The organism is Actinoplanes sp. NPDC048791 (genome assembly GCF_040650095.1).
GTDB lineage: Bacteria > Actinomycetota > Actinomycetes > Mycobacteriales > Micromonosporaceae > Actinoplanes.
Genome location: NZ_JBEZGQ010000047.1, coordinates 1 through 18921, shown reverse-complemented (window position 1 = coordinate 18921; position 18921 = coordinate 1). Strand labels below are relative to the sequence as shown.

Below are 18921 nucleotides of genomic sequence, written 5' to 3'. Positions count from 1 at the left end.
GGACGATCGGCCACCACACGTCCGCGCCGTACGGGAACATGTGCTGGACCCAGCCGATCGGCGAGAGCCAGGAGAGCCAGCCGGCCGCGCCGTCGCCGATGTCGCTGACGTCGCCGGCCAGGCGCAGCACGTACGCGATGCCCAGCGCGACCAGCGCGAGCGAGCGCGCCGACCGTGCGCCCCCGGCCAGCTGGGCGCAGACCGCGGCGACGGCGGCGAACATGCAGCCGGCCAGCGCGAATTCGAGCGCCATCAGCACCGAGCCGGTGACCGGCAGCCCCTGGGAGATCATCACCGGCGCCTGGATCAGGGCCAGCACCGCGTTGGCGCCGAAGGCCACGATCAGCGCCGCGAAGAGCCCGGCGTGCCGCGAGACCGCGGCGGCCCCGATCAGCTCGGTGCGTCCGGCCTCCTCATCCGTACGGGTGTGCCGGATGACCGTGAGCACGCTGAACAGCGCCACCAGCACCGGGATGAAGCCGCCCCGCCAGGCGACCAGCTCGCCGAGACCGGTGCCGTGCAGCGGACCGTAGAGCGCGACGAAACCGGCGTTGCCCGCGCTGACCCGGGCGTATGCGATGCGTTCGGCGTCGGTCGGGAACAAAGCCTCGAAGGACGAGACGTAGAGGGCGGGGATCAGCGCCAGCGGCACCACCCAGAGCGGCAGCAGCAGCCGGTCGCGCCGCAGGATCAGCCGGATGAGCTGTCCGGTGCCGGTCATCGCGCCGGCTCCCGGTACTGCCGGAGGAACAGCTCCTCCAGGGTCGGTGGCTGACTGACCAGGCTGCGCACGCCCACCCCGACCAGCTTGCGCAGCGCCGGGTCGAGCGCGTCGGCGTCCACGTCGAAGTGCACCCGGCCCGCCTCGGTGCGCAGATCGTGCACGCCCGGCAGGGTGGCCAGCCCGTCGACCGGCCCGATCAGCTCCGCCTCGATCGAGGTGCGGGTCAGGTGGCGCAGGTCGACCAGCGTGCCCGTCTCCACGGTGCGCCCCTCGCGGATGATGGTGATCCGGTCGCAGAGCGCCTCGACCTCGGACAGGATGTGGCTGGACAGCAGCACGGTCCGGTCGTTGCGGCGTTCGTCGCGGATGACGTCGCGGAAGACTTCCTCCATCAACGGGTCCAGCCCGGAGGTCGGCTCGTCCAGGATGAGCAGCTCCACATCGGAGGCCAGCGCGGCGACCAGGGCGACCTTCTGCCGGTTGCCCTTGGAGTAGGTGCGGCCCTTCTTGCGCGGGTCCAGCTCGAACCGCGCCAGCAGCTCGTCGCGGCGCCGCGGATCGAGGCCACCGCGCAGCCGGCCCAGCAGGTCGATGACCTCGCCACCGGACAGGTTGGGCCAGAGCGTGACGTCGCCCGGCACGTACGCGAGCCGCTTGTGCAGCGCGGTCGTGTCGGCCCACGGATCGCCGCCGAGCAGCGAGGCGCTGCCACCGCCGGCGCGCATGAGCCCCAGCAGAATCCGGATGGCGGTGGTCTTGCCGGCGCCGTTGGGCCCGAGGAAGCCGTGCACCTCACCGGTCCGCACGTGCAGGTCCAGGCCGTTCAGGGCCCGGGTGCGCCCGAAGCTCTTGGTGAGCCCCGCGACGCTGATCGCCTCGGTCATGTCATGACTCCTCAGGGACAGTGAGCCGGTCCAGGGCCGCGTACGCCTCGTCGGCCCGGTCGGCATCGAGCAGGGGTTGCGCGAAGATCTCGACGGACGCCCGGAGCAGGCGGGCGTGGTGGGCGGGCTCGTCGACATCGACGTCGAGCACCCGGGAGAGCTGTTCCCGCATGAGGAACATGCCCATCTTCATCGCGACGAGCACGGCCGCGTACGCGCGCGGATCCTTGCTCTTGATCGGCTGGTCGGCCAGCCACAGCTCGCCGGCCTCCACCATCCGCTCGAACATGACCTCGGCCGCGGGCGAGCCGTCCATCATGGAGCGCACGAGATAGCGCTGCAGCAGCATCGACTCGGGGTGCACCGAGCCGACGAAGGCGGCGTCACCGAAGCCGCCGCGCGCCAGCAGTTGCGCGCGCAGGGTGGCCATCCGCTCGGTCGCGAAGTCGTCGCAGGCGTCGCGCAGGCCCTCCTTGGAACCGAAGTGGTGGCGCAGCAGGCCGGAGGACACCGAGGCGGCCTGGGCGATGTCGCGGATCGTCGCCGGCCCGATGCCCTTCTCGGCGAAGAGGCGGATGGCCGCGTCGCGGATGCGGGCTCGCGCCGTCAGATCACTACTCACGTGTGTAGGTTATTACACACGTGTGTAGCCGCCTAGAGTGGCGGCGCAAGATCTTTCCCGGTCCCGACCGCGATCGCCCTCTCCACCGCCGTACGCGGGCTGCTGAGCACCGGGATCGGCAGGTCGGCGAGCAGCTCGGCGGCGGGGGCCATGCTGGCCTGGGCGAGCACGATCACGTCGGCGTCCAGCGTGCGGGCGTGCGCCGCGATCGCCCGCAGGTAGCCGCCCTGGTCGCCGGCCTCGAACAGGGCCCAGGCGTCCAGGCAGGGAGCAATCACCACGTCGGCTCCGGCGGCGCACTCCAGCAGCAGCTCCCGGGTCGGCGCGAGGGTGGACTCCACCGCGGCCACCACCGCGATGCGGCCGCCGATCGCGACCGCCCGCTCGGCCATCGGCCGGTCGATCCGCAGCACCGGCACAGCAACCGGGATCCGCTCGGCGTGCCCGCTCAGGGTCGAACACGTGCACACGATGACGTCCGGGCCCCGGCCGGCGAGCTCCCGCAGCCGCTCAGCCAGACGCTCCTCAAGAGCGGCGTCCACGCCGCGTTCCCGGGCGTCGGCCAGCAGAGTGGCGTCGACGAGGTGCACATCCCGATGGCCCCGCTCGGTCACCAGGGCGTGGAACGTCGCGACGTGGACATCGGCGGTGTGCAGGAACCCGATCGTGGTCATGGCCCGAGCATGCCAAGACCCCGGACGCTCACGGCAGACGCAGGTGCTCCGCCGCCCAGGCCGCCAGCGTGGTCGGGGTCGTGCTGACGAAGCTGCGCGGCTGCTCCGGGACGAAGTCGTCGCGCAGTCCGGCCGTCATCCCGACGATGCCCTCGACCACCCCCGGCGTCAGCCCGGCACCGCTCAGCGCGCCCCGCAGCTCGTCGTCGGTGATCACTTGCACAGAGATCTCGCGGCCGAGTGCGGCGCCGACGATCTCGGCGACCTCGTGCCAGCTCAGGTCGGCCGGGCCGTGCACCGCCTGGACGAAAGACGACGACCACTGCCCGCCCAGCAGCCGGGCCGCAGCCACCTCTCCGACGTCCCGCGGATCGACCCACGGCATCGGCGCGTCCGCCGGCCTGGTGGTGGTGAGGGTGCCCGCCCTCAGCTCCTCCAGGCTGCCGAGCAGATTGGTGAAGTAGTAACCGCAGCGCAGGGTGCACACCGGCCCGGCGCCGTCGAGCAGCTCCTCGGCGCGGGCCAGGCCGTCGATCATCCCGGCGCCGTGCCGTCGTTCCGCGCCGACGCTGCTGATCAGCACGGTGCGGCTGATGCCGTTGGCGGCGACCGCGGCGGCACCGTTGGCGGCGATCGCGGTCATCTCCGCGACCGGGTCGTCGGCGGTGAAGGACTCGGGCACGATCCACAGCAACGCGTCGGCACCCTTGGTGGCCTCGGTGACGTAGGCGGCGTCGCGCAGGTCGCCCGGGAGCACGTCGACGCGGTCGCGGACCTCGGCGGGCAGCTTGGCGGGATCACGGATCAGCACGGTGGGGCGCACCCCGGCCTGGACCAGCACCTGCACGGCGCGGGAGCCGACATGACCGGTTGCGGCGGTGACAGCAATAGTCATCCCGGCACCATAAGCACCGGGTACGACAGTTCGCCCGCTCAGACCTGCCGGAAGTCGATGCCCAGCAGGCTCGCCGCCGCCTTGTAGTCCGCGGCCCGGTGATCCAGCGACAGTGACCAGTGGTGGCCCACGCCGGACGCACTCCAGTCGTCCACCCATTCGCCCGGATCCCGGCCGAAGTCGACCCGGCTGGTCGTGTTGCCGATCGCCAGCAGCGGACCCGGCACCACGGTCCCCTCGGCGGCGATGAACGACAGCGAGCCGTCCCGGTCCTGCCCCAGACCGAGCAGGGTGACCGGGCCGGGCCGTACGTCGAACTCCACGCTGACGCCCCAGCCGCGCTTGCCGTGGTAGACGCCCAGCCCGCGCAGCAGCGGGTCGCGGGCGCTGACCGCCAGGTGCGCCGGGCCGTCGTGGCCCATCTCCACCACGTTGTCCTCGAAGTTCAGCGCCTGCAGCTCGCAGAAGGAGCCGCCGGCCCCGACCGCCTGGGTGGCCAGCTGGGCCACGGTCGTGCGCAGCTCGTACTCGCCGGTCGTCGGGATGCCGCGGGCGGTCAGCAGGGACGCGCCCAGGATCATGCCGGCGCCGAGGCGTTCGTGCTGCTCGCCGTCGAGGCCGCGGTGGTAGTAGGCGATGCTGTCCAGCTCGAAGTCGTCGACGAGGCGGTCCAGCGCCACCGAGACGGTCGCGCCCCAGGCGAAGTCCTCCTCCCGGACCGTGTCGTCCAGGGTGAAGATCTCCCGGGCCAGGTCCATCCGCTGCTTGGTCTCGGCCTCGGTGACCTTCTCGACGCGCTGGCGCAGGTCGTCGAACTCCAGCACCTCGACGTGCGAGCCGAACGTCACCGGCAGCAGCGTCAGGTCGGTCGAGACGTCGAGCATGCCGGGGTAGAGGTGGCCCATCAGGCCGTGCCGGGCGTGCCGCAGCGCCGCGCGGACGTGCGCGGCCCGGATCCACTGGCCGATCCGCCGCCAGGCCGACTCCTGGCGCAGCCAGCCGGAGACCGACCGGAACGGGATCCCGGCCCGGCGGAACGTGTTGCCCATCTCGGGCACCGGGCACTGCCCGCAGTACGCCAGCCAGGCCCCGGTGTCGAAGGACGCGTGGTCCATCTTCTCGGTCGGCTGGAGGTCGATGACCAGCACCGGGGTGTTGGCGCGCTGAGCGATCGGCAAGACCATCGAGGCCGTGAGGTACGTCGTCAGAAACAGCACGATCAGGTCGCAGTCAGCACGGCGCAGCTTCTCCGCGGCAGCCGCCCCCTCCTGAGCGTCCGAGATGAACCCGACGTCGACGACCTCGGTCTCCATCTCCTGGAACCGCTGCGAGACATATCGGGCCGATTCCTGCAGCTGCGGCAACAGGCCCGGGAACTGCGGCCAGTACGTCCCCAGCCCGCCCGCAACAAGCCCGATTCTGGTCTGCCTATGAGTCACGATGCCTCCAACAGGATGACGTGCAGGCGGCGCGGGCCGTGGACGCCCTCGACGCGGTTGAGTTCGATGTCGCTGGTGGCGGACGGGCCGCTGATCCAGGTGAGCGGCCGGTGCGGGTCGAGCCGGGTCAGCGCCTCGGGCACCGACGCGACCACCTGGTCCGCGCGTACCACGCAGATGTGCAGGTCCGGCAGCAGGGAGATGATCCGGCGGCCCTGGTCGGGCGAGCCGTCGAGCACGATGGTCCCGGTCTCCGCGACGGCGACCGTGGCCGCCGTCAGCACTCCCCCGGCGACCGCCAGCGTGTCGGCACTCAGACCCTCGTCGCGCAGCACCTCGACGCCGTCCGGCAGCCACTCGGGGTCGATGCCGGGCGGCACGATCAGCGGCGCCGGAGCGAGAGCAGCCACGGTCTCGGCGACCGAGACACCGCGGTGCACGACCGCCTTGTAGTCCTCCAGCCGGTGCACCAGCAGGTCGAGGTCGGCCACCTGGTCACCACGGCGGTAGTCGCGCGGGATCCCGACCGGGGGCGCGGTGTCGCCGAGCGCGGCCCGGATCCGGCCCAGCATCAGGTCCTTGCTGCTCATCGCTTCGCCCACCAGTCGCGGAAGGTCTCCGGCGGCGGATCCGGCAGATCCCGGCTGGCGGTCCAGCCGTTCAACGGCGGCGGCAACCGCCGGCCGGCGAGCTTGCTGAGCTTGGCGGCATGCTGCGCGGCCGCGTAGAGCTTCGGGTGGTCCATCGTGTACGCCGCCGACGCCATCACCGCCTTCTCGGCCCGCGGATGGGGCACCTCGTTGCGCAGGTGCACCAGGATCGAGGGAATGTCGATCTTCACCGGGCAGGCGTCGAAACAGGCACCGCAGAGCGACGACGCGTACGGCAGCGAGGCGTTGTCCTCGACCCCGGTGAGCTGCGGCGACAGCACCGCCCCGATCGGCCCCGGATAGACCGACCCGTATGCGTGCCCGCCGGTCCGCTCGTACACCGGGCACACGTTGAGGCACGCCGAGCAGCGGATGCAGTGCAGCGCCTGGCGGCCGACCTCGTCGGCCAGCACCGCGGTGCGCCCGTTGTCGAGCAGCACCAGGTGGAAGTTCTGCGGCCCGTCGCCGGGCGTCACCCCGGTCCACATGGACGTGTACGGGTTCATCCGCTCGCCGGTCGACGCCCGTGGCAGCAGTTGCAGGAACACCTCGAGGTCCTGCCAGGTCGGTACGAGTTTCTCGATGCCCATGACCGTGATCAGGGTCTCGGGCAGGGTCAGGCACATCCGGCCGTTGCCCTCGGACTCCAGCACCGCCAGCGTCCCGGTCTCCGCGACGGCGAAGTTGGCCCCCGACACCGCGACCTTGGTGCTCAGGAAGGTCTCGCGCAGGTAGCGCCGGGCAGCTCCGGCCAGGATCACCGGCTCGTCGGTCAGCGCCGGGTCGACGCCGGGCATCTCACGCAGGAAGATCTCGCGGATCTCGGCGCGGTTGCGGTGGATCGCCGGCACCAGGATGTGGCTGGGTTTGTCGTGTCCGAGCTGGACGATGAGCTCGGCCAGGTCGGTCTCGACCGGCTCGATGCCGGCCGCCTCCAGCGCCTCGTTGAGGCCGATCTCCTGGGTGGCCATCGACTTGACCTTGATGACCCGGTCGTGGCCGGTGGCCCGGACCAGCTCCGTGACGATCCGGTTGGCCTCGTTCGCGTCGGCGGCCCAGTGCACGACCCCGCCGGCCGCGGTGACCTTTTCCTCCAGCTGGAGCAGCAGCTCGGGCAGCCGGGCCATGGTGTCGGTCTTCAGGGCCGAGCCGGCCGTACGCAGCTCCTGCCAGTCGGGCAGCTCGGCGATGACCGCACCGGACTTGGCCCGGATCGTCGTGGTGGCGTGGCCCAGGTTGCGGCGCAGCTGGGCGTTGCCCAGAGCCTTGCGGGCGGCGGCCGGGAACGGCTCCTCGCCGCGCAGGTTTCCCACTCCGCGCGGGGCGGGCGTGGGCATACCCAGGAAAGTGGTCATGCTGAATCTCCTTTGGCATGCCCTTCTGGCCCTTGCTTCGCTGCGGTGCAGGCGGTCATGCCGGCTCCGTCGCGGCGAGGATCTCGGCGAGGTGCACGGTCCGGACGCCCGCGTCGAGCCGCGACAGGCCACCGCCGATGTGCATCAGGCAGGACGAGTCGCCGGCGGTGCAGACCTCCGCGCCGGTGTCGAGCACGTGGCGCATCTTGTCGGCCAGCATCGCGGTCGACGTGTCGGCGTTCTTCAGCGCGAAGGTGCCACCGAAGCCGCAGCACTGGTCGGCCGCGGGCAGCTCGATCAGCTCCAGCCCGCGGACGTGGCGCAACAGCCGCTGCGGCTTGTCGCCGACCCGGATCATCCGCAGCGAGTGGCAGGTCGGGTGGTACGTGACCCGGTGCGGGTAGTACGCCCCGACGTCCTCCACCCCGAGCACGTCCACCAGCAGCTCGGACAGCTCGTACGTCCGGCCGGCGACGTCCTCGGCCCGCGCGGCCAGCCCCTCGTCGCCCGCCGCCCGGGCCACCATCGCGTGCTGGTGCCGCACCGACCCGACACACGATCCGGAGGGCGCGACCACCACGTCGTACGGCGCGAACGTGCGCACGTGCCGGCGGACCAGCGGCAGCGCGTCCTTCTGATAGCCGGTGTTGATGTGCATCTGGCCGCAGCAGGTCTGCCCCGCGGGGAAGACCACCTCGTGGCCCAGCCGCTCCAGCAACTGCACGGTCGCCTTGGCCGCGGCCGGGAACATGGTGTCGGCCAGGCAGGTCACGAACAAGGCGATGCGCATGTCAGGCCTCCAGCCGGCGCTCGACCGCTTGCCACGCGGCCGCGTCGCCGCGCGGTTCGTAGCGCACGATCTGCTGAGTCTCCCGCAGCAGGGCCCGTAGTGCCGAGAGATCACCGTTGATCGTTCCCGCGGCCCGGGCCTGCACGAGCACGTTGCCGAACGCGGTCGCCTCGACCGGGCCGGCCAGCACGGGCAGCCCGCAGGCGTCGGCGGTGAGCTGGCAGAGCAGCTCGTTGCGGGCGCCACCGCCGTCGATGTGCACCGCGTCGACGTGCCGCCCGGACAGCTGCTGGGCCTGGCGCACCGCACGACGGTGGGCGAGCGCCAGGCTGTCCAGGATGCACCGCACGACCGCGGCGGGCGAGCCGAACGGGCCGCGGCCACTGGCCGCGGTGAGCCGGGCGACCATGTCGCCCGGCGGCAGGAACACCGGGTCGTCGAGATCAACAACAGCGGCAAAAGCCGGTACGGCCGCAGCCTCGCGCAGCAGCACGGGCAGGTCGGGCGCACCCCACTCGCGCAGGCACTCCTGCAACGGCCAGAGCCCCATCACGTTGCGCAGATAGCGCACGGTGCCGTCGACGCCGCCCTCGTTGGTGAAGTTGGCCAGCCGCGACGCCTCGGTCAGCACCGGCGCGTCCAGCTCGACGCCGACCAGCGACCACGTCCCGCAGGAGATATAGGCGAAATTGTCACCGGCGGCCGGGACGCCCACCACGGCCGAGGCGGTGTCGTGCGAGCCGACCGCGATGACGTCCGGGGTGCCCAGGCCCAGCTCGGGCCGCACCGGGCCGATCACCGTGCCGGGCGCGCGCAGCGGCGGGAAGAGAGTGGGCCGGATCCCGAGCGCGGACATCAGTTCTCCGGCCCACCCCCCTGAGCCTAGATCGAGAAGCTGGGTGGTGGAAGCGTTGGTGAATTCCGCTCCCGTTTCGCCGGTCAGCCAGTACGCCAGCAGGTCCGGGATCATGAGCAGCTGCCGGGCCGCGTCCAGCTGCGGGGTGCCGGCCGCGGCCACCAGCTGGTAGATCGTGTTGAACGGCAGCTTCTGCAGGCCGGTCAGCGCGTACAGCTTGTCCTCGCCGACCACCGCGGCGACCTTGGCGGCCGCGCCCTCGGTGCGGGTGTCCCGGTAGTGCACCGGGTTGCCGAGCAGCGTCCCGGTCGCGTCGAGCAGCCCGTAGTCCACCGCCCACGAGTCGATGCCGATGCCGTCGACCGGCCCGGCGAGGCGCAGACCCTCCAGGACGCCGCGGTACAGCGCGAGGATGTCCCAGTACAGCGTTCCGCCGGCGCGTACCGGCTCGTTGGCGAAACGGTTGACGGCGTCCAGCGACAGCGACCCCGGACCGACCCGGCCGACCATGACGCGCCCGCTGGACGCGCCCAGGTCGACCGCCGCGAAGGTGTTCACCGCAGGAAGGCCGCCGCCACCCCGGCGTCCACCGGGATGTGCAGGCCGGTCGTGTGCGACAGCTCGCCGCCGGTCAGCACGAACACCGCGTTGGCCACGTGCTCCGGGAGCACCTCGCGCTTGAGCAGCGTGCGCTGGGCGTAGTAGGCGCCGAGCTCGGATTCCGGTACGCCGTACACGGCGGCCCGCTTGGCGCCCCAGCCGCCGGCGAAGATGCCGGAGCCGCGGACCACGCCGTCGGGGTTGATGCCGTTGACCCGGATGCCGTGCCCGCCCAGCTCGGCGGCGAGCAGCCGGACCTGGTGCGCCTGGTCGGCCTTGGCCGCACCGTAGGCGACGTTGTTCGGGCCCGCGAACAGCGAGTTCTTGCTGGAGATGTAGACGATGTCGCCGCCCAGCCCCTGCCCGATCATGACGCCCGCGGCGGCCTTGGCGACCAGGAACGAGCCCTTGGCCATGACGTCGTGCTGCAGGTCCCAGTCGGCCTCGGTGGTCTCCAGCAGCGGCTTGGAGATGGACAGCCCGGCGTTGTTGACCACCAGGTCCACCCCGCCGAAGGCCAGCACCGCGTCCCGCAGCGCGGTGCCGACCTGCGCCTCGGAGGTCACGTCGGCGGCCACCGCCACCGCGACGTCCGGGCCGCCGATCTCGGCCGCCACCGCGGTCGCGGCATCGAAGTCCCGGTCCGCCACGACGACGCAGGCACCTTCGGCGGCGAGCCGCAGCGCGATCGCCTTGCCGATGCCCGAGCCGCCACCGGTGACGAACGCGATCCGGGTGGCCAGCGGCTTGGGCCGGGGCATCCGCCGGAGCTTGGCTTCCTCCAGCGCCCAGTACTCGATCCGGAACTTCTCCGACTCGTCGATCGGCGCGTAGGTCGAGACCGACTCGGCGCCGTGCATCACGTTGATCGCGTTGACGTAGAACTCGCCGGCCACCCGCGCGGTCTGCTTGTTGGCGCCGAAGCTGAACATGCCGACGCCGGGGACCAGCACGATCGCCGGGTCCGCGCCGCGCATGGCCGGGCTGTCCGGGCCGGCGTGCCGCTCGTAGTACGCGCGGTAGTCCTCGCGGTAGGCGGCGTGCAGCTCCTTGAGCCGGGCCTCGACCTCCTCCAGCGGGGCGTCCGGCGCGGTGTCCAGCACCAGCGGCTTGACCTTGGTACGCAGGAAGTGGTCCGGGCAGGAGGTGCCCAGCGCGGCCAGCTCGGGCATCCGCTCGCGGCGGACGAAGTCGAGCACGACCTCGCTGTCGGTGTAGTGGCCCACCTGCGGACGGTCGGTGGAGGCGAGACCGCGCACGATCGGGAACAGGGCGGCCGCGCGCTCACGGCGTACCTCATCGGGCAGCGGCTCGTGCACCAGCGGGCCGAAGGGCGCCTCGCGGCCGTGCGCGGCGATCCACGCCGCGGCGGTGTTGATGATCTCCAGCGAGTTGGCCTCGCACTCGGCGCTGGTGGCGCCCCACGCGGTGATCCCGTGCCCGCCGAGCACGACGCCGATGGCCTGCGGATTGGCCCGCTGCACGGCGGCGATGTCGAGGCCGAGCTGGAAACCGGGCCGGCGCCACGGCACCCACAGCACCCGGTCGCCGAAGATCTCCTTGGTCAGCGCCGGCCCGTCGGCCGCGGTCGCCAGCGCGATGCCGGCGTCCGGGTGCAGGTGGTCGACGTGCGGCGCGTCCACCAGGCCGTGCATGGCCGTGTCGATCGACGGGGCGGCGCCGCCACGGCCGTGCAGACAGTAGTCGAAGGCGGCCACCATCTCGTCCTCGCGGTCGACGCCGGGGAAGACGCCGGCCAGCGCGCGGAGCCGGTCGAGCCGCAGCACCGCGAGGCCGGACTCCTTCAGCGTGCCGAGGTCGCCGCCCGAGCCCTTGACCCAGACCAGCTCGGTCGGCGCGGCGGTGACGGGGTCGATCTCCGTCCCCTTGGCCGAGGTGTTGCCGCCGGCGTAGTTGGTGTTGCGCGGGTCGGCGCCGAGGCGGTTGCTGCGGGCCAGGAGGTCGCTGACTGCGGGGTTCGACATGAGCATCCTTCGCAGGCGGGGCCATGAAACGTTTCACAGATTGCCAGAAGGTTACGGGCCCCGAGCCGCCGGGGTCAATACTTCGCGCCCGATCCGCCGGCTGATGAAACGATGTCAGTAGGCGCGGGAACGGACGACCGTGGAGGCCCGCGCGACCAGCTCCGGGACGAACAACGGCTGCTGGTGCACGTGTTCGGGATTGGTCGCCTCGTCGATCACCAGCTGCGCCGCGGCCCGGCCCAGCTCCTGGCGCGGCTGGCGCACCGAGGTCAGCGGCACGGCGGCCGCGGCGGCGAACTCGATGTCGTCGAAGCCCACGATGGCCAGCTCCTCCGGCACCCGCAGGCCCGCGCCGATGCTCTGCTGCAACAGGCCGAGCGCGAGCAGATCGTTGGCGCAGAACGCGGCGGTCGGCCGGCGTCGCGCCGGGATGCCGGCCAGCCGTTCACCGGCCGAGCGGCCCTCGGCGACGGTCAGCCCGGCCGTCGGCAGATGGATCAGATCCTCCGGCGGCAGGCCCAGCTCGGCCCAGATCTGCCGGGCCCCCTCGACGCGCTCGCGGACCTGACCGATCGACTCCGGCCCGCCGACCACGGCGACCCGGGTGTGCCCCTGCTCGGCCAGGTGCTCGACCGCGATCCGGCCGCCCAGCACGTCATCAACGGCGACCGAGCAGAAGAGACCGCCCGCACCGACCCGGTCGACGATGACCACCGGGATGCCGCGGCGGCTGATCTCGGCCAGGTGCGGCGCGTCCGGATTGACCGGGGTGATCAGGATGCCCTGCACCCGCTGCTGCATGAGGCGGTCGAGGTGGACCTCCTCGCGCTCGGCCCGGCCGTTGCTGTTGCAGATGAACAGCGATAGGTCGGCGTCCTCGGCGGCGAGCTCGATGCCCTGCGCGACGTCGTGGAAGAAGGGGTTGCTGCCGTCCAGCATCACGTAGGCCAGGGTGCGGCTGGTGCCGGCCCGCAGCTGCCGGGCCGACTCGTTGCGCACGAAGCCCAGCTCCACCATGGCCCGCTCGACCCGCTCCCGGGTGGTGGGGCTGACCACCTCGGGGCGGTTCATCACGTTCGAGACCGTGCCCAGGGAGACCCCGGCCGAGCGGGCGACGTCCTTGACGGACGGTGTCCTGCCGTTGACCACGGATCCCCCTTTGAAACGTTGAAGCGACATCGTACGGGATAACTCGTACCACCCGGCTTCCCGTTTCGAGAAGGTTTCATCCAGGTGCTTGACACGTGTGATCGGGGCCACCTACGTTCGTCACACGCCGTATGAAACATTTCAAACATCCCTGCGGAGGTGGCCCGTGGCGGCAACGCCCGACGAGTCGCGGCCCGGCCCGGCACTGCTCGAAGTGCGCGAGGTGACCAAGTCCTTCGGCGCCGTCGCGGCCGTGCAGGGCGTCAGCTTCCCCCTGTACGCGGGCGAGGCGCACGCCCTGGTCGGCGAGAACGGCGCGGGCAAGTCCACCATCGTCAAGATGCTCGCCGGCGTGCACCGGCCGGACACCGGCGCGCTGGCCGTCAACGGCACGGAGGTCGAGTTCGCCGGTCCCGGTGACGCCAAGGCGGCCGGCATCGCGGTGATCTACCAGGAGCCGACGCTCTTCCCCGACCTGTCCGTCGCCGAGAACATCGCGATGGGCAACCAGCCGCTGACCCGCCTCCGGCAGATCGACCGCCGGGCGATGCACGACAACGCGGCCCGGCTCTTCACCCGTCTCGGCGTGCACATCGACCCGGACCGCCCGGCCCGCGGGCTCTCCATCGCCGACCAGCAGCTCGTCGAGATCGCCAAGGCGCTCTCCAGCGAGGCCCGCGTCCTGATCATGGATGAGCCGACCGCGGCGCTCAGCGGTGTCGAGGTCGACCGGCTCTTCGCGGTCACCCGGGCGCTGCGCGACGAGGGCGCCGCGATCATGTTCATCTCGCACCGCTTCGAGGAGATCACCGCGCTCTGCCAGCGGGTCACGATCATGCGCGACGGCAAGCACGTGTGCACCGAGCTGGTCGCCGACCTCAGCGTCGACGACATGATCCGGCGGATGGTCGGGCGCGACCTGAGCACGCTGTTCCCGAAGCAGGACACCGAGATCGGCGAGACCGTGCTCGAAGTGGACGGGCTCGGCCGCGAGGGGGTCTTCCGGGACATCAGCTTCACGGTCCGGGCCGGCGAGATCGTCGCGCTGGCCGGGCTGGTCGGTGCGGGCCGTTCCGAGGTCATGCAGGCGGTGTTCGGCGTCGACCGGTACGACACCGGGTCGGTCCGCTTCCTCGGCAAGCCGCTCAAGGCGGGCTCGCCCCGCGCGGCCATGGCCGCCGGCATGGCGCTGGTCCCCGAGGACCGACGCCAGCAGGGGCTGATCATGGACCTGTCGGTCGAACGCAACGTGACCCTGCCGCGCAGCCGCGCGCTGGCCAAGCTCGGCCTGCTCTTCGGCGCGGCCGAACGCCGCGAGGCGACGAGCTGGACGAGTCAGCTGCAGACCAAGCTGGGCCGGCTGTCCGACCCGGTGGGCACGCTGTCCGGCGGCAACCAGCAGAAGGTGGTGCTGGCCAAGTGGCTGGCCACCAACCCCAAGCTGCTGATCGTCGACGAGCCCACCCGCGGCATCGACGTCGGCACCAAGGCCGAGGTGCACCGGCTGATGTCGTCGCTGGCGGCCCGCGGGCTCGCCGTCGTCATGGTCTCGTCCGAGCTGCCCGAGGTGCTGGGCATGGCGGACCGGATCATCGTCCTGCGCGAGGGGCACGTGGCCGCCCAGCTCACCCGCGCCGAAGCCACCGAGGAGAACGTCATGTACGCGGCAATGGGCCAGCAGGTGACCACATGACGGCGGCCGTGGCGGCGCCCCGCCGGCTCTTCTCCGGGCTGGTCAAGGTGCGGGAGCTGGGCATCATCCTGGCTCTGGTGGTGCTGGTCGGCTACACCGCCGCGAGCAACCCGCGGTTTCTGTCCGGGCAGAGCATCCGCGACATCCTGCTGAACACGGCCATCCTCGCGGTGATGGCCGCCGGCCAGGCTGTCGTGGTCATCACCCGCAACATCGACCTCTCGGTCGGGTCGGTGCTCGGCCTCAGCGCCTTCACCGTCGCCACCATGATGAGCGACAACCCCGGCCTGCCGATGGTCGTCGCGATCATCGTGGGCCTCGCCGTCGGCGGCGCGGCCGGCCTGCTCAACGGCGTGCTGGTCCGGTACGGCCGGGTGCCCGCACTGGTGGTCACGCTCGGCACGCTCTACATGTTCCGCGGCATCACCTACTCGTGGGCCGGTGGCCAGCAGGTCAACGCCGACGAGCTGCCCCGGCACTTCCTGACCTTCGCCAACGACTCGATCCTGGGCATCCCGTGGCTGGTCCTGATCGCGCTGGTCGTCGTCGGCGGCGTCTCCCTGCTGATGCGCAACTACCGGGTGGGCCGCGAGCTGTACGCGATGGGCTCCAGCCCGCAGGCCGCCGAGCTGGCCGGCATCAAGGTGGCCCGCAACCTGCTCGGCGCGTTCATCCTGAGCGGCGCCCTCGCCGGGCTGGCCGGGGTGCTCTTCGCCGCCCGCTTCGGCACGGTCGACGCGGCCGCCGGCACCGGCCTGGAACTCAACGTCGTCGCGGCCGTGGTCGTCGGCGGGGTGGCGGTCTTCGGGGGCAGCGGCACGGTCTGGGGCGCGGGCCTCGGCGCCCTGCTGCTGACCGTGATCGGCAGCGCCCTGACCGTGCTGGACATCAACCAGTTCTGGCAGCAGGCCATCGTCGGCGCCCTGATCATCCTGGCCATCTGCGCCGACCGCCTGGTCGCGGTGCGGATCGCCCGCTCGCTGCGGAAGAAGGACAGCCATGTCTGAAGTCAGAAGGAGACTCTCATCCTGGGACAGCATCATCGTCCTGCTGACCGTCTTCGTGCTGGTGGTGGCGTCGTTCTCGGTGACCAACTTCGGCACCAGCCGCAACTTCACCTTCCTGATCCTGGACCTGCTGCCGATCATGCTGGTCGCGCTGCCGATGACGTTCATCATCGTCACCGGGGAGATCGACCTGTCGGTGGCCAGCACGCTCGGGCTGGCCAGCTCGATCATGGGTTACCTGTGGAACCAGGGACTGTCCATCGAGTCGATCATCCCGATCTGCATCATCGCCGGCGCGATCCTCGGGGCCGTCAACGGCTTCCTGGTCACCGGACTGGGCCTGCCGTCGCTGGCGGTCACGATCGGCACACTCGCCCTCTATCGCGGGCTCGCGCTGGTGGTCCTGGGTGACGGCGCGGTCGCGGACTTCCCGTTCAGCTACACCGGCTGGGTGACCGGCACGATCGGCGACGGACCGGTGCCCAATGTCCTCATCCTGATCGTCGTCCTGGCGGCGATCTTCGGGGTGATCCTGCACGCGACCCCGTTCGGCCGGTCGCTGTACGCGATCGGCGCGAACGCCCAGGCCGCCCATTTCTCCGGCATCCGGGTGGCCCGCACCAAGTTCTGGCTGTACGTGGTCAGCGGCGCGGTCGCCGGACTGGTCGGAGTGCTCTGGACGCTGCGCTACTCCAGCGCCCGGGCCGACAACGGCGCCGGACTCGAGCTGGCCGTGGTCGCCGCGGTCCTGCTCGGCGGCGTCTCCATCTTCGGCGGCAAGGGCACCCTCCCCGGGGTCCTGGCCGGCGTGGTCCTGCTCGCCGCTCTGCAGAACGCCCTGCGCCTGCAGGACGTGTCGGGCCAGGCGCTGAACATCGTCACCGGTGCCCTGCTCGTGCTCTCCGTGCTGCTGCCCAACATCGCGACCTCGATCCGCACCACCTGGCAAAGGCGGAAACTTCGCCGCGCCGCTGCTGTCTGACCCCTCGCCCTCCAAGGAGTACGCCATGCTTCGTTCCCACCGACGCCTACTCTCCGCAGGCGCCGCCTCACTTCTTGTCCTCGGCATCGCCGCCTGCGGTGGCACCACCAAGGACAGCGCCGACAAATCCGGCCCCGCCGCCGCCCAGTCCGGCGCAGCCGACCCGAACGCGAAGCTCAAGGAAGGCCTCAAGATCGCCTTCCTGCCGAAGCAGCTCAACAACCCGTACACCGACGTCGAGGTGGGTGGCGGCAAGGTCGCCGCGGGCGAGCTCAAGGGCGAGTACAAGCTGGTCGGCCCGAACGACGCCAGCGCCTCCTCGCAGGTCAGCTACATCAACACGCTGATCCAGCAGCAGCAGAACGTGATCGGCATCGCGGCCAACGACCCGAACGCGGTCTGCCCGTCGCTGAACCAGGCCCGCCAGGCCGGCATCAAGATCGTGGCCTTCGACTCGGACGCCTCCAAGGACTGCCGGGACGTCTTCATCAACCAGGCCACCACCCAGGGCATCGGCGAGAGCCTGGTCAAGATGGCCAGCGAGCTGGCCGGCGGCTCCGGTGAGATCGCGATCCTGTCGGCGACCCCGAACGCGACCAACCAGAACGCCTGGATCGAGGTCATGAAGACGGAGCTGGCCAAGCCCGAGAACGCCAAGCTCAAGCTGGTCAAGACGGCGTACGGCAACGACGACGACCAGAAGTCGTTCCAGGAGGCGCAGGGCCTGCTGCAGTCGTACCCGAACCTGAAGGTCATCGTCTCGCCGACCACCGTGGGCATCGCCGCGGCCTCGCGCTACGTCAGCTCCTCGAACTACAAGGGCAAGGTGGCGATCACCGGCCTGGGCCTGCCGAACCAGATGCGCGAGTACGTCAAGGACGGCACCGTGAAGAAGTTCGCGCTGTGGAACCCGGCCGACATCGGCTACCTGGCCGCGTACGCGGGTGCGGCGCTGGCCTCGAACCAGATCACCGGTAAGGAAGGCGAGAAGTTCAAGGCCGGCAAGCTCGGCGAGTACACCGTCGGCGCGGCCGGCGAGATCGTGCTCGGCCCGCCGACCGAGTTCACCGCCGAGAACATCGACCAGTTCAACTTCTGACCGATGCGCTACTGCTTCAACCTCCAGGTCCGCCCCGAGCGGATGGCGGAGTACGTGGAGCGGCACCAGGCCGTGTGGCCCGAGATGCAGGACGCATTGCGGGCCACCGGCTGGCGCAACTACTCCCTGTTCCTGCGTTCCGACGGGCTGCTGGTCGGCTACGTCGAGACCGACGACCTCGCGGCGGCCCAGGCGGCAATGGCGCGGACCGAGGTGAACGCCCGCTGGCAGGCGGAGATGGCCGAGTTCTTCACCGGCATCGACGGCCGCCCACCGGACGAGAGCTTCGTGCTGCTGACCGAGGTTTTCCACCTAGCAGAAGAGAAGTGATCCACATGGCTGATCTGGCCGCCGTCAAGCGGGCCCTCGCCGCCCAGCGGATCGAGACCCCATCCTGGGCCTTCGGCAACTCCGGCACCCGGTTCAAGGTCTTCGCCCAGGCCGGCGTGCCCCGCAACCCGCGGGAGAAGATCGCCGACGCCGCCACCGTGCACAAGTTCACCGGGGTGGCGCCGACGGTCGCGCTGCACATCCCCTGGGACAAGGTGGACGACTACGCCGAGCTGCGTTCCTACGCCGAGTCGCTCGGGGTGGGGATCGGTGCCATCAACACCAACGTCTTCCAGGACGACGACTACAAGCTGGGCTCGGTCACCAACCCGGACGCCGGCGTACGCCGCAAGGCCACCGACCACCTGCTCGAGGCGATCGCCATCATGGACGCGACCGGCTCGCGGGACCTGAAGCTGTGGTTCGCCGACGGCATCAACTACCCCGGCCAGGACGACCTGCGCAACCGCCAGGACCGGCTGGCCGCGGCCCTGCGCGAGACGTACGACCGGCTCGGCGACGACCAGCGCATCCTGCTGGAGTACAAGCTGTTCGAGCCGGCCTTCTACGCCACCGACGTCCCGGACTGGGGCACGTCGTACGCGCACTGCATCGAGCTGGGCGAGAAGGCGACGGTGTGCATCGACACCGGCCACCACGCCCCGGGCACGAACATCGAGTTCATCGTGGCGTTCCTGCTGCGCCAGAACAAGCTGGGCGCCTTCGACTTCAACAGCCGCTTCTACGCCGACGACGACCTGATGGCCGGGGCGGCGGACCCGTTCCAGCTCTTCCGGATCATGTACGAGATCGTCCGCGGCGGCGCGCTGGACCCGGCCTACGGCATCAACTTCATGCTGGATCAGTGCCACAACATCGAGACGAAGATCCCCGCGATCATCCGCTCGGTGATGAACATCCAGGAAGCGACGGCGAAGGCGCTGCTGGTCGACCGGGACGCGCTGGGCAGCGCCCAGAACGACGGCGATGTGCTGGAAGCGAACGCGGTGCTGATGGACGCCTACAACACCGACGTGCGGCCACTGCTGGCCGAGGTCCGCGCGGATGCGGGCCTGGACCCGAACCCGGTCGCGGCCTACCGGCGCAGCGGCTACCAGGAGCAGATCGTCCAGGACCGGGTCGGCGGCCAGCAGGCCGGCTGGGGCGCCTGATCGAGCCGGCATGAC

At 71.0% G+C, this 18921-nt stretch carries 17 protein-coding genes and 1 pseudogene; 6 read left to right on the top strand and 12 right to left on the bottom strand.

Translation table 11 applies throughout. The features are described 5' to 3' along the window. The 12 genes and pseudogenes from AB0C29_RS06330 to AB0C29_RS06275 form a co-directional block, all read right to left on the bottom strand. Positions 1–721, bottom strand: a pseudogene (locus AB0C29_RS06330) (ABC transporter permease); the annotation flags it as partial. Next, a complete protein-coding gene (locus AB0C29_RS06325; protein WP_360815958.1) occupies positions 718–1608 on the bottom strand; it encodes an ABC transporter ATP-binding protein in 891 nt (296 codons plus the stop codon). The gene AB0C29_RS06325 and the pseudogene AB0C29_RS06330, both read right to left, overlap by 4 nt. A 1-nt stretch (position 1609) precedes the next feature. Beyond that, the gene (locus tag AB0C29_RS06320; protein ID WP_360815955.1) at positions 1610–2230 is read right to left on the bottom strand and encodes a TetR family transcriptional regulator; all 621 of its coding nucleotides are present in this window, start codon (positions 2228–2230) and stop codon (positions 1610–1612) included. Positions 2231–2262: 32 nt separating this feature from the next. Continuing rightward, entirely contained in the window at positions 2263–2904 is a 642-nt protein-coding gene (locus tag AB0C29_RS06315) for an aspartate/glutamate racemase family protein (protein ID WP_360815952.1), read from the bottom strand. 28 nt (positions 2905–2932) lie between these two features. Further along, a complete protein-coding gene (locus tag AB0C29_RS06310; RefSeq protein WP_360815949.1) occupies positions 2933–3799 on the bottom strand; it encodes an NAD(P)H-binding protein in 867 nt (288 codons plus the stop codon). 38 nt (positions 3800–3837) lie between these two features. Then, a complete protein-coding gene (locus tag AB0C29_RS06305; protein WP_360815947.1) occupies positions 3838–5238 on the bottom strand; it encodes an L-fucose/L-arabinose isomerase family protein in 1401 nt (466 codons plus the stop codon). Next, entirely contained in the window at positions 5235–5828 is a 594-nt protein-coding gene (locus AB0C29_RS06300; protein WP_360815944.1) for a lactate utilization protein C, read from the bottom strand. Before AB0C29_RS06300 ends, AB0C29_RS06305 begins: the two co-directional genes overlap by 4 nt. Further along, positions 5825–7243 carry a lactate utilization protein B gene (locus AB0C29_RS06295; RefSeq protein WP_360815942.1) on the bottom strand — a complete coding sequence of 473 codons (1419 nt, stop codon included), beginning with the start codon at positions 7241–7243 and terminating at the stop codon, positions 5825–5827. Before AB0C29_RS06295 ends, AB0C29_RS06300 begins: the two co-directional genes overlap by 4 nt. A gap of 55 nt (positions 7244–7298) precedes the next feature. Next, positions 7299–8033 (bottom strand): (Fe-S)-binding protein, encoded by a 735-nt coding sequence (locus AB0C29_RS06290; RefSeq protein WP_360815940.1) that lies wholly within the window; start codon positions 8031–8033, stop codon positions 7299–7301. A gap of 1 nt (position 8034) precedes the next feature. Beyond that, positions 8035–9447: a rhamnulokinase family protein gene (locus AB0C29_RS06285; RefSeq protein ID WP_360815937.1), complete on the bottom strand. Its 1413-nt coding sequence runs from the start codon at positions 9445–9447 to the stop codon at positions 8035–8037. Then, entirely contained in the window at positions 9444–11474 is a 2031-nt protein-coding gene (locus tag AB0C29_RS06280; protein ID WP_360815934.1) for a bifunctional aldolase/short-chain dehydrogenase, read from the bottom strand. Before AB0C29_RS06280 ends, AB0C29_RS06285 begins: the two co-directional genes overlap by 4 nt. Before the next feature lie 114 nt (positions 11475–11588). Then, positions 11589–12623 (bottom strand): LacI family DNA-binding transcriptional regulator, encoded by a 1035-nt coding sequence (locus AB0C29_RS06275; protein ID WP_360815931.1) that lies wholly within the window; start codon positions 12621–12623, stop codon positions 11589–11591. Positions 12624–12789: 166 nt separating this feature from the next. Between AB0C29_RS06275 and AB0C29_RS06270 the strand changes: the two genes are divergently transcribed. From AB0C29_RS06270 to rhaI, 6 genes are read left to right on the top strand one after another with little or no spacing between them, the layout of a single operon-like run. Further along, positions 12790–14316, top strand: a complete 1527-nt coding sequence (locus tag AB0C29_RS06270) for a sugar ABC transporter ATP-binding protein (protein ID WP_360815928.1) — start codon at positions 12790–12792, stop codon at positions 14314–14316. After that, the gene (locus tag AB0C29_RS06265; RefSeq protein ID WP_360815925.1) at positions 14313–15323 is read left to right on the top strand and encodes an ABC transporter permease; all 1011 of its coding nucleotides are present in this window, start codon (positions 14313–14315) and stop codon (positions 15321–15323) included. Before AB0C29_RS06270 ends, AB0C29_RS06265 begins: the two co-directional genes overlap by 4 nt. Then, positions 15316–16305: an ABC transporter permease gene (locus AB0C29_RS06260; protein ID WP_360815923.1), complete on the top strand. Its 990-nt coding sequence runs from the start codon at positions 15316–15318 to the stop codon at positions 16303–16305. Before AB0C29_RS06265 ends, AB0C29_RS06260 begins: the two co-directional genes overlap by 8 nt. Before the next feature lie 25 nt (positions 16306–16330). Then, complete coding sequence (gene rhaS, locus AB0C29_RS06255) at positions 16331–17404, top strand: rhamnose ABC transporter substrate-binding protein (protein ID WP_360815920.1); 1074 nt, start codon at positions 16331–16333, stop codon at positions 17402–17404. 3 nt (positions 17405–17407) lie between these two features. Next, positions 17408–17734, top strand: a complete 327-nt coding sequence (locus tag AB0C29_RS06250; RefSeq protein WP_360815918.1) for an L-rhamnose mutarotase — start codon at positions 17408–17410, stop codon at positions 17732–17734. A gap of 5 nt (positions 17735–17739) precedes the next feature. Next, positions 17740–18906, top strand: a complete 1167-nt coding sequence (gene rhaI, locus AB0C29_RS06245; protein ID WP_360815915.1) for an L-rhamnose isomerase — start codon at positions 17740–17742, stop codon at positions 18904–18906. Positions 18907–18921 lie beyond the last annotated feature (15 nt).

What these genes read in the sequence shown, in the direction of transcription:
- AB0C29_RS06325 (WP_360815958.1), bottom strand. Translation starts at nt 1,608, where the DNA reads ATGACCGAGGCGATCAGCGTCGCGGGGCTCACCAAGAGCTTCGGGCGC.
- AB0C29_RS06295 (WP_360815942.1), bottom strand. Translation starts at nt 7,243, where the DNA reads ATGACCACTTTCCTGGGTATGCCCACGCCCGCCCCGCGCGGAGTGGGA.
- AB0C29_RS06290 (WP_360815940.1), bottom strand. Translation starts at nt 8,033, where the DNA reads ATGCGCATCGCCTTGTTCGTGACCTGCCTGGCCGACACCATGTTCCCG.
- AB0C29_RS06280 (WP_360815934.1), bottom strand. Translation starts at nt 11,474, where the DNA reads ATGTCGAACCCCGCAGTCAGCGACCTCCTGGCCCGCAGCAACCGCCTC.
- AB0C29_RS06265 (WP_360815925.1), top strand. Translation starts at nt 14,313, where the DNA reads ATGACGGCGGCCGTGGCGGCGCCCCGCCGGCTCTTCTCCGGGCTGGTC.
- AB0C29_RS06315 (WP_360815952.1), bottom strand. Translation starts at nt 2,904, where the DNA reads ATGACCACGATCGGGTTCCTGCACACCGCCGATGTCCACGTCGCGACG.
- AB0C29_RS06310 (WP_360815949.1), bottom strand. Translation starts at nt 3,799, where the DNA reads ATGACTATTGCTGTCACCGCCGCAACCGGTCATGTCGGCTCCCGCGCC.
- AB0C29_RS06260 (WP_360815923.1), top strand. Translation starts at nt 15,316, where the DNA reads ATGTCTGAAGTCAGAAGGAGACTCTCATCCTGGGACAGCATCATCGTC.
- AB0C29_RS06300 (WP_360815944.1), bottom strand. Translation starts at nt 5,828, where the DNA reads ATGAGCAGCAAGGACCTGATGCTGGGCCGGATCCGGGCCGCGCTCGGC.
- AB0C29_RS06250 (WP_360815918.1), top strand. Translation starts at nt 17,408, where the DNA reads ATGCGCTACTGCTTCAACCTCCAGGTCCGCCCCGAGCGGATGGCGGAG.
- rhaS (WP_360815920.1), top strand. Translation starts at nt 16,331, where the DNA reads ATGCTTCGTTCCCACCGACGCCTACTCTCCGCAGGCGCCGCCTCACTT.
- rhaI (WP_360815915.1), top strand. Translation starts at nt 17,740, where the DNA reads ATGGCTGATCTGGCCGCCGTCAAGCGGGCCCTCGCCGCCCAGCGGATC.